Below are 13,234 nucleotides of genomic sequence, written 5' to 3'. Positions count from 1 at the left end.
AATACTACCCGGCGGTGCGGGACGGCCCGCCACGGCGGCGCGGCGCAAGCCGTCGCGCGGCCGACATATTCCACCTACGCGAGTCTCCTCCCGAGTAGCGCCCGAAAGAGATCGCGTAGCCGCTACTCATGACTAGCCATGCAGTCTTCCGTAGCTTGAAGCTACAGAACCTCATCCCGGTCTCAAGGGTTTTTGGGGGCAGTGACGATCTAGAACTGAGGTTCGACATGCGTGTAGTCATCACCGGGGGGGCTGGGTTCCTCGGGTCTCACCTGTGCGCAGCGCTCCTGCAGCGTGGAGACAGTGTTGTCTGCGTGGACAACCTCTCGACGGGGCGGAAGGCCAATATCAGCAGGTTGGTAAGGAACAGGCACTTCACGTTCGTGAAAGCGGACGTCACTGTAAACCTCGACATCTCCGGCACTGTAGATGCCGTTGCGCATCTCGCGAGCCCCGCATCTCCCCCGGATTACCATCGCCTCCCGCTGCAGACGCTGGCCGTCGGCAGCAGGGGTACGGAAAACGCCCTGCAATTGGCCAGGCGCAAGGATTCCCGATTCCTGCTGGCATCCACGAGCGAGGTGTACGGGGACCCCCTCGAGCATCCCCAGACCGAGACCTACTTCGGCAATGTGAACTCCGTGGGGCCGCGGAGCGTCTATGACGAGGCGAAACGGTTCAGCGAGGCCCTCGCCATGGCCTACGCTCGAACCGCCGGTGTCAATGTGGGAATCGCCCGTATCTTCAACACCTTCGGGCCTCGGATGCGGGCCGACGACGGGCGTGTGGTCTCGAGCTTCATCACGCAAGCGCTCAACGGCGATCCGCTCACCATTTACGGAGACGGAAGCCAGACCCGGTCCTTCTGCTATGTGGATGACCTCGTCCGTGGACTGATGGCCATGCTCGATTCTGCGGAGCGCGGTCCGATCAACCTCGGCAACCCCGCCGAGAAGACCATGCTGGAACTCGCGGAAATGGTCAAGGCCGCCACAGGATCCAGCTCGCCCGTCGAGTTCCATCCCCTGCCACAGGACGATCCCACGCGCCGCTGCCCGGATATTTCCCGCGCCGCCCAGAAGCTGGGGTGGGCTCCGACCGTTCCTGCCGAAGAGGGAGTGCGGCGCACTGTCGCATATTTCCGCACCCAGCCACGCGAGGTAGCCGCGGCATCCGTGGCCCTTGCCGGCGCGCAGTTCGAGGGCGAGGCAGAGGAACCCCCCGCGCCCGACCACGAGTCCCTGTTCGCCTGACCGCTCGGCTTGTCCTGGTTGCGACCCTGAAGGTGCCGCTATCCTTCGGTCCATCCGTCCGTCCGTCCGAGGACAGACCGCTCCTGTCCCTCCCACCTCCGGAGATGATCACCATGACGAACACAGCACTTGTGACCGGCGGGGCCGGCTTCATCGGAAGCCACTGCTGTCGGGACCTGCTCGACAACGGCTACACCGTGGTCCTCGTCGACAGTCTCGTGAACAGTTCCCCCGCAGTGGCGGACCGTATCCGGGGCATGGGCGGAGGGGAGCTCCTCTTCCATCCTCTGGACATCAGGGACCGGGCCGAGGTCGAACGCCTGATCCGGCACCACCGTGTCGACGTCGTCGTCCACTTCGCGGCGCACAAGGCCGTGGGTGACTCCGTCGACCGCCCGCTCGAGTATTACGGAAACAACGTCGCCGGCCTGATCGCACTGCTCGAAGCAGCCCACTCGGGTGGTGTACGCCGGTTTATCTTCTCCTCGTCCTGCTCCATATACGGGGACGCCGCGGAGCAACCGATCACGGAGGACTCCGCTGCACGCCCCACGAACCCCTATGCGAAGAGCAAGTGGATGGCGGAACTGGTCCTCGAGGACCTGTGCGCCCGCTTCCCGGACTGGTCGGTTACCGCCCTGCGGTACTTCAACCCTGCCGGAGCGCATCCGAGCGGCCTGCTCGGCGAGGCACCCCTGGGCACTCCCACCAACATCTTCCCCTTCATGGCACAGCTCGCGATGGGTCAGCATCAGGAGCTGAGCGTCTTCGGGGACGACTATGAAACACCGGATGGCACGGCAGTCCGCGATTACATCCATGTGCTCGACGTCGTCGAAGGGCACCGCCTGGCACTGGAGCAGCTGCCCTCAAGCGGCTTCCGCCGGTACAACCTCGGCACCGGCCTTGGAACATCCGTCCTCGAACTCATCCGCGCTTTCGAGGATGCCTCAGGACGCGAGATCCCCTACCGCATCGTCGGGCGGCGGCCGGGCGACGTGCCCTGCCTCGTCGCGTCACCGGACCGCGCGAGTTCCGACCTCGGCTGGAAGGCACAACGGAGCCTGGCCGAGATGTGCGCCGACACCTGGCGGTTCCAGAGCACCCATCCGGGAGGGTATCCCGTCGCCCACCCGGTGGAGGCGCCATGACGGAACAGGTGGGGGCCAGGGCGCCGAAGGCCAGACGACCACGCATCGAAGCGTCCACCGACGCGGACCGGGCCGTTGTTCCACCCGTGTCGATCCGGGCCTCGGGGCCTGTCCTACCGGCCGCCCGCGTGGCCATGAGGAACACCCGGCCCGGCACGTTCGTCCCCGCGCTCTCGCGTCGGGACTCCTGGATCGTGCGGGCCTTCACAGCACTCTGGGCCGGCGCCTTCGTGTCCTTCTGGTCCTGGTGGCTGCAGCCGGACCACCGTGTGGGCTGGCTCGGCCTCGTCCTCAATTCGATCCTGCTGTTCTACTTCTCCTACCTGCCCACCTACTTCCTTGTGCTCGTGAACCGGCTGCGGCGGATCGATCCAGCCGTCGCCGTCCCGCCGCTCCGGACAGCCTTCCTCGTCACCAAAGCACCCTCCGAACCGTGGGAGGTCGCCCGGAAAACACTCGAGGCGATGCTTCACCAACAGTTCCCCCACCGGTACGACGTCTGGCTGTGCGACGAGGCGCCCACCGCGGAGGTCCGTACCTGGTGTGCTAGTCATGGGGTGAGGATCTCGACGCGCGACGGGGTGGAGGAGTACCACCGGGCCGAATGGCCGCGGCGCACCAAGTGCAAGGAAGGCAACGTCGCCTACTTCTACGACATGTGGGGCTACCGAAATTACGACGCAGTGGTCCAGCTGGACTGTGACCACGTTCCCGCTCCCGGCTACCTCGCGGAGATGATCCGGCCCTTCGCCGACCCAGCCGTCGGCTACGTGGCTGCCCCCAGCGTCAACGACTCGAACGCCGCGACGTCGTGGTCGGCACGCGGACGCCTCCACCGCGAGGCGACGTTCCACGGGCCCGTCCAGCTGGGGCATGCCGACGGGCTGGCACCGTCATGCATCGGATCGCACTACGCCGTGCGGACCCGGGCACTGCAGGAGATCGGGGGCATCGGACCGGAACTCGCCGAGGACTTCTCCACGTCATTCCTTCTGACATCTGCCGGCTGGCGCTCCGCCTTCGCAGACGGGGCCGAAGCCCATGGGGAGGGCCCTCTCACTTTCTCTGCCATGGTGACCCAGGAATTCCAGTGGGCCAGGAGCCTGATGACCCTCCTGATCGACACCGTTCCGGGTCACCTGCGCCGGCTCCCGTGGCCGCTACGGGCGCGGTTCCTGTTCGCGCTCTCCTACTACCCGCTGCTGACCCTCGCGACGATCGCGGGGCTGGCCCTTCCCATCGTCGCCGCCGTCACGGGTGAGCCCTGGGTCGACGTGGACTACCTCGAATTCCTCGTCCGCTGGATGGCCATGAACCTCTGCATGCTCGGCCTCGTGTACTTCCTGCGCAGCCGCGGGATGCTGCGCCCCGTCGTCGTGCCGCTCGTCAGCTGGGAGAACTGGATCTACGCGTTCGCCCGCTGGCCCTTCATCGCGTGGGGCGTTGGAGCGGCCATCCTGCAGAAGATCCAGCCCCGGCAGATTGTCTTCCGCGTGACCCCGAAGACGAGCCAGGGGCTCACCGGGATTCCTCGCCGGCTCATCGCGCCCTACTGCGCGGTGGCCGCTACTCTGTCCACAGGAGCGCTGGTGGGTCAGGCGACGACGAACGCGTTCGGATACGTGTTCCTCTGCCTACTCGGTGCCATCAGCTACTCGGTGGTCGCCCTCGCCGTGCCCGCCCTGCACGCGGTCGAAGCAGCTCGGGCCGGCGCTATGGGCATCCTGACGGCGGTGCGGGAAACGGCAGGAGGAGCCTTGGTCCTGGCCGGCCTGACGTCGGCGCTGACCGTCGTCGCCATCGCAGGTTTCCCCGCCTACGTTATGGAGTGGCTGTGAACGCGAATCCGACGCTCAGGGTGTGGCATTCGGCGGCTCTGCTGATCAGCATGGGGCTGATGGGCGGCGTGACGTTGCCGGCCGGCGCCCCGGAAGGACCGGTCACGAGTGAGATCGCCGTCGTCGGCGCTGACTTCTCCTCCGTCCTCGGGCAGGAAGCCAACGCGCAGGTGTTCGAGGACCAGGGACAAGCCGCGCCGTTGGAGGACATCCTCAGCGCGAACGGCGTGAACTACTCGCGGATCCGGCTCTGGGTGGATCCGGAACCAGGATCCGGTGATCTCGAATCGGCGCTGGCGATCGCCCGGAGGTCCAAGTCCGCCGGAATGTCCGTCCTCCTCGATCTCCACTATTCAGACACCTGGGCGGACCAGTTGAGTCAGACCCTTCCCGCCGCCTGGTCCGATCTCGATCAGCAGGAGCTAGTGGATACCGTGCGGACCTATACGCAGGACGTGGTGAGCGCTTTCGCGGAGCAGGGAACACCAGTGGAGATGGTGCAGGTCGGCAACGAGGTGACCAACGGGATGCTGTGGTCATGGGGCAAGACCGAACTCGACTGGGGCGAGTACTGGGACGGCTTCGCCGAACTGTACAAGGCCGGCGCAGAGGGTGCAATCGCCGCCACCCCGGACACTCCGCCCCGGATCATGATCCACTCACATGCCGGAGGGGATATCGAGGCGGCCCTCCACTTCTTCGACCGGGTCGTCGAGCACGACATGCCGTTCGACGTGATCGGTCTGACCTACTATCCGTTCTGGGGAGGCGCCCTCCCGCAGTTCGGACGCGGCCTGAACCTCCTGGCGAACCGCTATGACCGGGACATCATCGTCGTGGAGACAGGCTACCCCTGGACGCTGGATGCGCCCGCGGGCTGTTCGACCGTGATCGACGACGACGGAAAGCTGCCGGAGCGCTGGAACTACCCCGCGACGCCGGACGGACAGGCCGCCTACTTCGGGGGGCTCCGCGACGTGCTCGAGCAGGTCCCCGACGGCCACGGGCTCGGATTCTTCGTCTGGGAACCCGCCTGGCTGCCCGATGTCAGGCTCGCGGGCGTGTGCAACCGGTATGCGGGCCTGACCCTGTTCGACTGGTACGGGAAGTCCCTGCCGGCGCTGTCGCGCCTGGCGGGCTAGCAGGCGCTCGGCGCCGCATCGGTAGGTTTGTTCCGCCCATAGGATTCGAACCTATACTCCACAGCTCCAAAGGCTGGGGTGCTGCCGTTACACCAGGGCGGACCATGCGCCTGCCGCCCGGTGGGGGGAGCCGCACACGGTTACCTAGTTTGCCATGTCTGGTTCGAGGGAGCGACCCGGCGGTGGCCGGCGGAACGCCTCGCATTTCCTGCCGGGCATGAAGCGGCCCGTCCGTAACCCCAGTAGCGGACGGGCCATCACCGCTTGCGCTTATCTGAGACCCCAGCGGTGACCCCACGATACATGCCGTGCGCCTGTGTGAAGCCCAACCCACGCCGACCCCTGAGGGATGCCGATGAGCAGCGCAGCGGAATGCAAGCTTTTGCGAAGGTTGCGGAGTTTCTTGCAAGGACGACCACGGGAGGCTATTGCCCGCCCGGTGCTGCGGATAGCCTCGCTGCACTGGCCCGCGGAGCGCGGGAAGGTCTCGCCAGAAAGATACGCATGTTCCCCTCCTCCATGCTGCGCACCGTCGGTACCCGCACTGCAGCAGGCGCAGCCATCGCCGCCATCGCCGCTTCTGCTCTCGCCACGCCCGCCCTCGCGGCACCCACCGTCCTCGCCGTCCTCGCCGACGGAGCGGTCCTCGCCAACAGTGTCCAGGCGGACGGCAGCTTCACGGCCACCGTCAACGCCGCAGCGGGCTCTATCGTCAAGTTCAAGCTGGACGGGACGTACCTCGGGCAGGACACGACCGCTCCCTACTCCTGGCCCGTGACGACCGGCTTCGGACCGCATAAGCTCAACGCCCGGTGGGAAACGCCCGCCGGGCGTCAGGAAGTCACCGTGTCCTTCACCGTAGCCACCCGGCCCCCCGTCACGACGGTCGCTGCGGTCCCGCAACCCGCCCCGGCACCCGCCGGCGTCATCCAGGTCTCCACTGCAACCGCCCTGAAGTCGGCGCTCGCCACCGCGCGGCCCGGCCAGGTCATCGAACTGCGCGACGGGCGTTATCTCGGCACCTTCACGGCGTCGGCCTCCGGCACGGCATCGGCCCCGATCACACTGCGAGGGTCCCGTAATGCAGTCCTCTCGACGGGCTCGACGTCATCTGGCTACGGCCTGCACGTCACCGGCTCGAACTGGCGGATCACCGGCGTCTCGGTCGCCTCCTCGGCCAAGGGCATCGTCCTCGACGGCTCGCGGAACACGGTGATCAACGGCGTGGACGTGGGGACGATCGGCGCGGAAGCGGTGCACTTCCGGTCCGGTAGCAGCGACGGCGCCATCCTCAACTCCTTCATCCACGACACCGGCCTCCGGCAGCCCGGGTACGGCGAGGGGATCTACCTGGGCAGCGCCGCGAGCAACTGGGTCGGCGGAGTGCCGGACCGCTCGGACCGCATCTCGGTACGCGGCAACCGCATCACCAACACCGCTGCGGAGGGCATCGACGTCAAGGAAGGAACCACCGGCGGGGTGATCGCGGGCAACGTGTTCACCAATTCGGGCGCGTCGGGCGCGAATTTCGCGGACTCCTGGGTCGATGTGAAGGGCAACGGATACCGGGTGGAGGGCAACTCCGGCCTCGGCACGAAGCTCGACGCCTTCCAGGTGCACGCGGTCTCCGCGGGCTGGGGCACCGGCAACGTCTTCAGGGGCAACACCGTGCAGGGCGGCGTCCCCGGCTACGAGGTATGGGTGCAGTCGGCGTCCCTCGGGACCACGGTCGCGTGCAAGCCGAGCGGTGCCGCCCGGGGCCTGACGAACATCGCCTGCCTTTAGCGCAGGCGATGTTCGACGGCAGGGCCGGGTGGGACGTCCCTCCCGTCCCCTGCCGTACGCGCCAGCGTCTAGACCGCCGGCGTCGGCGTCTCATCCCGGACGTCGGTGGACAGCTCCACCGTCGCGGCCTGCGCGGGGCGGCCGAGTGCACGGTACTGCCAGCCCTTGGACGTGTAGTCGTTGGCGTTCAGGGCGTGACGGCCGTCGAGGATCCGGCGGTGGCTGACCATGGCACCGAGCGTGTCGGGGTCGGCGTTCCTGAATTCGGCCCATTCGGTGAGCAGTGCGACGACGTCCGCCTTATCCACGGCCTCGGCCATCGAGCCGACGTAGTTGAGGTCGGGGTAGGCGCGGTGCGCATTGGCGTTCGCCTCAGGATCATAGACCGTGACGATCGCTCCCTCGAGATAGAGCAGGCGCGCCACGTCGAGGGCGGGAGCGTCACGGACATCGTCGGAATTGGGCTTGAAGGCGGCGCCGAGCGCGGCCACACGGACGCCGGTGAGATCCCCGCCGGCGAGTTCGCGGATCAGGTCGACCGTGCGCACACGACGGCGGTTGTTGATCGAGTCGACCTCGCCGAGGAAGGTCACGGCCTGTCCGACTCCGAGCTCCTCCGCACGGTGCTTGAACGCGCGGATGTCCTTGGGGAGGCAGCCACCGCCGAATCCGAGTCCCGGCTTCAGGAAGCGTCCGCCGATCCGATCATCCATGCTGAGGGCTTTGGCCAGATGGTTGACATCGGCACCCGTGGCCTCACAGACCTCCGCCATCGCGTTGATGAAGGAGATCTTGGTGGCCAGGAAGGAGTTGGCCGCGACCTTGACCAGTTCGGAGGTCGCGAGGTCGGCGACGATCACGGGCGTATCGAGGTCGAGGATCGGCTTGAACACCTGGCGCAGCTGCTGCTCGGCCCATACTGAGCCGACGCCGAAGACGAGGCGGTCCGGGAACAGCGTGTCCTGCACGGCGAAACCCTCGCGCAGGAACTCGGGATTCCAGGCGACCTCGAGCTCGGTGCCGAGCGGGGAGATGGACTGGACCAGCGAGGTGATCCGCGCGGCGGTGCCGATGGGTACCGTCGACTTGCCGACCAGCAGGGCCTTCCGGTCGATACGCGAGGCCAGCGCTGTGAACGCGGCATCGACGTATCGGAGGTCGGCGGCCGAGGAGTCGGGCGCCTGGGGCGTCCCCACGCAGACGAAGTGGACGTCACCGAAGGACGCGGCCTCGTCGAAGTCGGTGGTGAAACGCAGGCGGCCGGATCCCAGCGCCTCGCCGAGCTTCTCCGGCAGCCCCGGTTCGAAGAAGGGCACCGTGCCGGCGGACAGCATGTCGATCTTGCGCTGGTCGACGTCGACGCCGAGGACCTCGAAGCCCAGAATCGCCATGCACACGGCGTGGGTGGCCCCGAGGTAGCCGGTGCCGATGACGGTTACACGGGGTACTGGCCGGTCGCTCTCATTTGAAGTGCTCATCGGTGGTCCTCTTTCTGGGTAGGGGGTATCGCGGATCGTCGGAAGGGAAAGTTTCGGGCCGTTCGGGCGGTGGTTGGTCAGCCGGAGGTGCAGGGTTCGTTCGACAGGCCTTCTCCGGCATCGAAGGCCGTGTTACTGCATTCGACGACGTTGTCGCGCACGGGCTTCAGCGAGTAGCCGACGCCGGGTCCGTTGACCTGGGCGACGTTGTCGCGAAAGACGTTCTCGGTGCCCCAGCCGTCCACGATCTCGTGGGTCTGGAACCCGTCCTGGGGCGAATTGGCGCCCGTGTTCCCGGCAATCACCCAGCCCCGTCCCTTGACATCCACCCAGGAGTCGGCCTCCACAATCGCGGTGCCGTCGAAGCTGTTGGCCCGCAGGACCCCGTCGGAGGTGCCCTCCTTGATGTCGACGTTCTCCGAGGTGGTGCCCGAGATCGTGTTCCCGGAGATCTCGTTGCGGTCGCTGCGGTCGGGCTCACAGTTGCTGATGTCGCACCAGTTGCTCTCGGCGGTGCCGACATAGATGCCTTCACCGAACTTGGGCTTCCGCAGGCCGGTGTTGCTGATCGTGTTCCCGGTGACCCTGTTGTCCGTGCTGAACTTCCGGAGGTGAATCGCCTCGTCGCCCGTGGTGGTGACAGTCAGGCCGGCGATCACGGTGTTGGTGCTCTGGTCCACCATGACGCCCTTCTGGCCGTTTCGCACGGTGAAACCCTGGAACACCCAGTAGGAGGAGTCCTCCAGGTGCAAGACGTACCCGTCGTCGGTGGTGCCGCCGTCGAGGATGCTGTCCGCGGTGCCGCAGAGCGTGATGGGCTCCTCGGCTGTCCCGGTCGCGGTTGCCGTGAAGTTGCCCGAGTACACGACGGCCGCGAGCCCGATGACGTCTCCCGGCTGGGCGGCGTCGAGGGCGTTCTCGAGCTCGGTCGAGGTCGCCACCCGCACCGTAGGCTCTGGGCAGTCGACCGGAGTGGCCACCGGCGCCGGCGTTTCGCCGGAATCCTCGGTCGGCTGCGACTGGGGGTCCCGCTCGCCGCCCGCGGACCCCTTGTCGTCGGTGCCGTTCAGGCCCACGACCACGATGACGGTGGCCACGACGAGCGCGAGTACTGCGAGGGCGAGGGCGGTGATCCCTCCCCGGCGCGTCACTGGGCCTTCCGGACGTCGTCGATGCGAACGATGCCGCGGCTGAGGGCCGTGAGCGGTACCCGCTCCTCGTAGGGGTTGCGGATTGTCCGCACGCGTAGGTGGCGCTTGCGGGTGAAGGCGGTGGCCACGAGCAGCGCACCGAGCAGCAGCCAGATGAAGGTCAGCGGCTGGAAGACGGAGTTCATGACACTGTGGAAGGTGGGGGCGGGATGCCAGTTCAGCAGCTCGTTCTCCTCGACCACCGCACCCGTCGAGGTCTCGTCCCAGATGGCGACGGTCCCGTAGCCGCCGACGTTGTTCCCGGCGACCCGGGTATCAGGCACGCTGCCGACGAGGGAAACTCCGTGGCCGGACAGCGACGTCATGGTGTTCCTCGTGATCGTCGCCGTCGCGTCGCGGACGTACACTCCGGTGTCCCCACCGGAGATGGTGTTCCTGCGGATGTCGGCGTGCGCTCCCGGCTCTCGGACGGCGATGCCTTGCTGGTGCTGGTCACGGATCTCGTTGTCGATGATGCTCACGCCTTCGGCTCCGTAGTTCACGACGACGCCGACCTCATTGCCCCGGATGGTGTTCCGGGTGAGGCGCAGGTTGCTGCCGCCACTGACTTCGACGCCGTAGCGCCCGTTGTCGGCAACCATGCTCTTCACGAGGCGGTTTCCTCCGTAGGTGACCACTGCCGTTCCGACGGCATTCGGTCCGTCCGCGAGCGGCTGACCGTCGAGCGAGATGCCATTGCGGCCGTTGCCGCTCGCCGTCACATCCTGGAGTTGCACCCGGGTACTCGAGCGGCCCACGGTGATGCCGTCCACCGCGTTGTCCGACGACGTCGTGCCGGTGATGGTCGCGTCGGTGACGGAGCGGTGCAGCACGAGGCCGTCCACGAGGCTGCCGCTGATCGTGGTGTCGCGGATGGCGACGTCGCGTGCGTTCGTGACGAAGAGGCCGAACGCGTTGTCACGGACGGTCAGGTTGTCGATCCCCGCTGTCACCACGCTGTAGTCCAGGTCCGTCTGATCGGCGAGGGACTTCAGGTCCGCCTCGGGGAGCAGGCGGGCACCGGCAGGAGTTCCTGGTTCGGCCGCCATGGGAGCATCCTGGAAGGTGCCGGCCGTGTCGGTGCCGGTCAGGGCGAGGCCGCCCGTGTTGCCGCTCCAGAATCCGAGGGAGGACACGGTGGCGTGCGAGAACGAAGCGTGGCCGCCGATGACGCGCACATAGGCGCGCCCGTCGGACGTGTCGGTGTCGGCGCCGGCGCCGTTCCAGCTCGTGATGGCGACGTCGGACTCCTCGGTACCGCTCACGGCAAGCGAACCACCGAGGGCGACGATCGACACGAAGGCGTCCTTGTTGCTCTGCAGGCGCACGGTGATTCCCTCTCCCCCACTGAAGGAGAGGGTGGCACCGGGCAGCACCACGATGTTCTCGGTCAGCATGAACGTCGAGGACGCCAGCTCCTTGAAGGTGTCCGGGGCGAGCTGCAGGAGGTCCGCTGTGGTGTACGGCGCGGTGCGGGCCGGGAGCACGAGGGTGTTGGTCGCTCCGGTGTGGAGGCGGTACGGGCCCTCGAGCCCGTCGACGCGCCACCGGGCCGCGGAGGCGATGGTCCTCACGTACACGAGGCGCTCTTCCTCGCCCTGGACGATACGGGCCTCGCTGCGGGGGTCCCCGGTGTACAGCTCACCCTGCACGTTGCCGTTGGCCGCGATCTCGTTGCGTCCGACGGCGTCGGCCTCGGCTTCCTTCCAGAGGTCGCCCGCGGCGATGAAACCCGCTCCCACGAGTGCGATGAAGACGAGCGCGAGGATGCTGAGGAGGATTGGTTTCCTGCCGGTCATGCGACGACCTCCCGCTCGTCCTGCCCGGTACCGTGCGCAGTGTCGGTCTTCGATTCCAGGCTCACGGCGTCCTGCCCGTCGCCACCGATCTGGTCAGCGTGCCGGGTGAGCCAGCCCTGCTTGTTCATCGTGGCGAACGCGTACAGCTTGATGGGCAGTGCCACGAGGATCACTGCGAAGGCGAGGACGGGCAGGATCATGATGTCCCGCGGGTGGCGGCGGAGGTGGGAGATCCCCCGGATCCCGCGGCCCAGAAGCAACCAGCACAGCGCCGCGGCAACCCCGAGCACCGTGAAGTCCAGCCGGTTGAAGATGAGGTAGAACATCGTCAGCCCCATGGTCACCGGGGTCAGGAGGATCTGCAGGACCGTGACCTTGGTGATGAAGGGTACGCGCCACAGCCACCCGGTGCCGATGGCCGTCAGGTAGCAGCGGTAGGAATTGCGGCTCCACCGAACACGCTGCTTGACGAACGCCCGGAAGCTGGCCGGGAACATCGAGAGGGCGCGGGCCGACGACTGGTGCACGGTCTTGTAACCCGAGGCGAGAATCAGCCAGGTGAGGCGGCCGTCGTCGCCCGAGATGCACCGCTTCCCGAGGAAGTACTCGTCCTCGAGGTGCTCGAGGACCGGCAGCACGGCGGAGCGCCGGTAGACGCCGGTGCGCCCGGAGATGCAGGGGACAGCGCCCGCGGCGCCCATGGCCGGCACGTAGTCCAAGTAGCGCAGGTTCACGAGCCAGTCGGCGATGCGGCGCCAGACACTCGTGTCCCGCTTGTAGACGGACTGGTGCGTTCCGACGGCACCGACGAGCGGATCGATGAACGGCATCTGCACGTTCCTCAGCAGCTCCGGCTGCCACCAGGTGTCCGAGTCCGTCAGGACCAGGATGTCGTATTGAGCGAGGCGGATGCCGACGCCGAGTGCGGACCGTTTGCCCACGTGGTGGAAGAGGATCGGCTTGACCGTAGGATCCTGCAGCGCCTCGATCCTCGCGTAGGCATCGAGGTCCTCCACGTCGAGGACGATGATGATCTCATCAGGCTTCTGCACCCGCCATGACTCGAGGGCACTCATGAGGATGTCGGGGTCCTCGTGGAAGGACGGGACGATGACGGACGTGGTCGCACGGTGGTCCGTCACGATGGGCCTGGCCCGGTGGGACAGGATGAACCGGTAGAGCCAAAGGCCCCACACGATGGCCCCGGCCACTGCGACCGGGAAGTAGGGGGTGATCTCGGCCCAGAACGTGCTGACGTCTGTCCAGTCGATGCTGGCGGTCCAGTCGGACCATCGGGCGACGAGTGAATCGAGCCCGACGTCGAAGGCGGAGGCAGTGGTGGCGGCGGGCAGCATCCTGTGCATGGAAGTCCTCGGGCAAGTGAGAGCGGCTGGTGGACTGCACGTCAGCGGGCATTTTGCGCCGGGCCGTGGCTTCCGCAGTCGAGCTGCGGTGCGGGCAGGCGCTTGATCACCGGAAGATCATCAGTAACCTTCTGAACCGACACTAGGACTGCTGCTGGTGGCAATGGATACTCGAAAACTGAGCGCTTCCACGTGCAATCCGGGCCGAGATCACTTGGAGCCAGGGCGGCGCTG

9 protein-coding genes and 1 tRNA gene are annotated in these 13,234 nt (G+C 67.0%); 5 read left to right on the top strand and 5 right to left on the bottom strand.

What is annotated here, in order from left to right:
- Window positions 1–128 precede the first annotated feature (128 nt).
- The 4 genes from ACX80I_RS13735 to ACX80I_RS13720 all read left to right on the top strand — a co-directional run bounded on the left by ACX80I_RS13735 (window position 129) and on the right by ACX80I_RS13720 (window position 5,384).
- Window positions 129–1,253 (top strand): UDP-glucuronic acid decarboxylase family protein, encoded by a 1,125-nt coding sequence (locus ACX80I_RS13735; protein WP_459345680.1) that lies wholly within the window; start codon window positions 129–131, stop codon window positions 1,251–1,253.
- Window positions 1,254–1,366: 113 nt separating this feature from the next.
- Window positions 1,367–2,404 carry a UDP-glucose 4-epimerase GalE gene (gene galE / locus ACX80I_RS13730; RefSeq protein WP_459345679.1) on the top strand — a complete coding sequence of 346 codons (1,038 nt, stop codon included), beginning with the start codon at window positions 1,367–1,369 and terminating at the stop codon, window positions 2,402–2,404.
- Window positions 2,401–4,242, top strand: coding sequence for a glycosyltransferase family 2 protein (locus tag ACX80I_RS13725; RefSeq protein WP_459345678.1), 1,842 nt, complete (start codon window positions 2,401–2,403; stop codon window positions 4,240–4,242). The genes galE and ACX80I_RS13725 overlap by 4 nt, the downstream gene beginning before the upstream one ends.
- Window positions 4,239–5,384 (top strand): glycoside hydrolase family 53 protein, encoded by a 1,146-nt coding sequence (locus tag ACX80I_RS13720; protein ID WP_459345677.1) that lies wholly within the window; start codon window positions 4,239–4,241, stop codon window positions 5,382–5,384. The genes ACX80I_RS13725 and ACX80I_RS13720 overlap by 4 nt, the downstream gene beginning before the upstream one ends.
- A gap of 30 nt (window positions 5,385–5,414) precedes the next feature.
- Here the strand turns inward: ACX80I_RS13720 and ACX80I_RS13715 are convergent.
- Window positions 5,415–5,486, bottom strand: a tRNA-Gln gene (locus tag ACX80I_RS13715).
- Window positions 5,487–5,888: 402 nt separating this feature from the next.
- Between ACX80I_RS13715 and ACX80I_RS13710 the strand changes: the two genes are divergently transcribed.
- Window positions 5,889–7,169 (top strand): right-handed parallel beta-helix repeat-containing protein, encoded by a 1,281-nt coding sequence (locus ACX80I_RS13710; RefSeq protein ID WP_459345676.1) that lies wholly within the window; start codon window positions 5,889–5,891, stop codon window positions 7,167–7,169.
- 68 nt (window positions 7,170–7,237) lie between these two features.
- Here ACX80I_RS13710 and ACX80I_RS13705 read toward each other — a convergent pair whose 3' ends face one another.
- The 4 genes from ACX80I_RS13705 to ACX80I_RS13690 all read right to left on the bottom strand — a co-directional run bounded on the left by ACX80I_RS13705 (window position 7,238) and on the right by ACX80I_RS13690 (window position 13,000).
- The gene (locus ACX80I_RS13705; RefSeq protein ID WP_459345675.1) at window positions 7,238–8,647 is read right to left on the bottom strand and encodes a UDP-glucose dehydrogenase family protein; all 1,410 of its coding nucleotides are present in this window, start codon (window positions 8,645–8,647) and stop codon (window positions 7,238–7,240) included.
- Between the two features lie 77 nt (window positions 8,648–8,724).
- Complete coding sequence (locus ACX80I_RS13700; RefSeq protein WP_459345674.1) at window positions 8,725–9,798, bottom strand: right-handed parallel beta-helix repeat-containing protein; 1,074 nt, start codon at window positions 9,796–9,798, stop codon at window positions 8,725–8,727.
- The gene (locus ACX80I_RS13695; RefSeq protein WP_459345673.1) at window positions 9,795–11,636 is read right to left on the bottom strand and encodes a right-handed parallel beta-helix repeat-containing protein; all 1,842 of its coding nucleotides are present in this window, start codon (window positions 11,634–11,636) and stop codon (window positions 9,795–9,797) included. The genes ACX80I_RS13700 and ACX80I_RS13695 overlap by 4 nt, the downstream gene beginning before the upstream one ends.
- A complete protein-coding gene (locus tag ACX80I_RS13690) occupies window positions 11,633–13,000 on the bottom strand; it encodes a glycosyltransferase (RefSeq protein ID WP_459345672.1) in 1,368 nt (455 codons plus the stop codon). Before ACX80I_RS13690 ends, ACX80I_RS13695 begins: the two co-directional genes overlap by 4 nt.
- Window positions 13,001–13,234 lie beyond the last annotated feature (234 nt).

The sequence above is a fragment of the Arthrobacter rhamnosi genome (genome assembly GCF_054510855.1).
Note: the sequence above shows the minus strand (reverse complement) of the source record. Positions and strands in the feature narration are given on the sequence as shown.

Coding starts and splice junctions, on each gene's coding strand:
- ACX80I_RS13735 (WP_459345680.1), top strand. CDS start 129: ATGACTAGCCATGCAGTCTTCCGTAGCTTGAAGCTACAGAACCTCATC.
- galE (WP_459345679.1), top strand. CDS start 1,367: ATGACGAACACAGCACTTGTGACCGGCGGGGCCGGCTTCATCGGAAGC.
- ACX80I_RS13725 (WP_459345678.1), top strand. CDS start 2,401: ATGACGGAACAGGTGGGGGCCAGGGCGCCGAAGGCCAGACGACCACGC.
- ACX80I_RS13710 (WP_459345676.1), top strand. CDS start 5,889: ATGTTCCCCTCCTCCATGCTGCGCACCGTCGGTACCCGCACTGCAGCA.
- ACX80I_RS13705 (WP_459345675.1), bottom strand. CDS start 8,647: ATGAGCACTTCAAATGAGAGCGACCGGCCAGTACCCCGTGTAACCGTC.
- ACX80I_RS13695 (WP_459345673.1), bottom strand. CDS start 11,636: ATGACCGGCAGGAAACCAATCCTCCTCAGCATCCTCGCGCTCGTCTTC.
- ACX80I_RS13690 (WP_459345672.1), bottom strand. CDS start 13,000: ATGCACAGGATGCTGCCCGCCGCCACCACTGCCTCCGCCTTCGACGTC.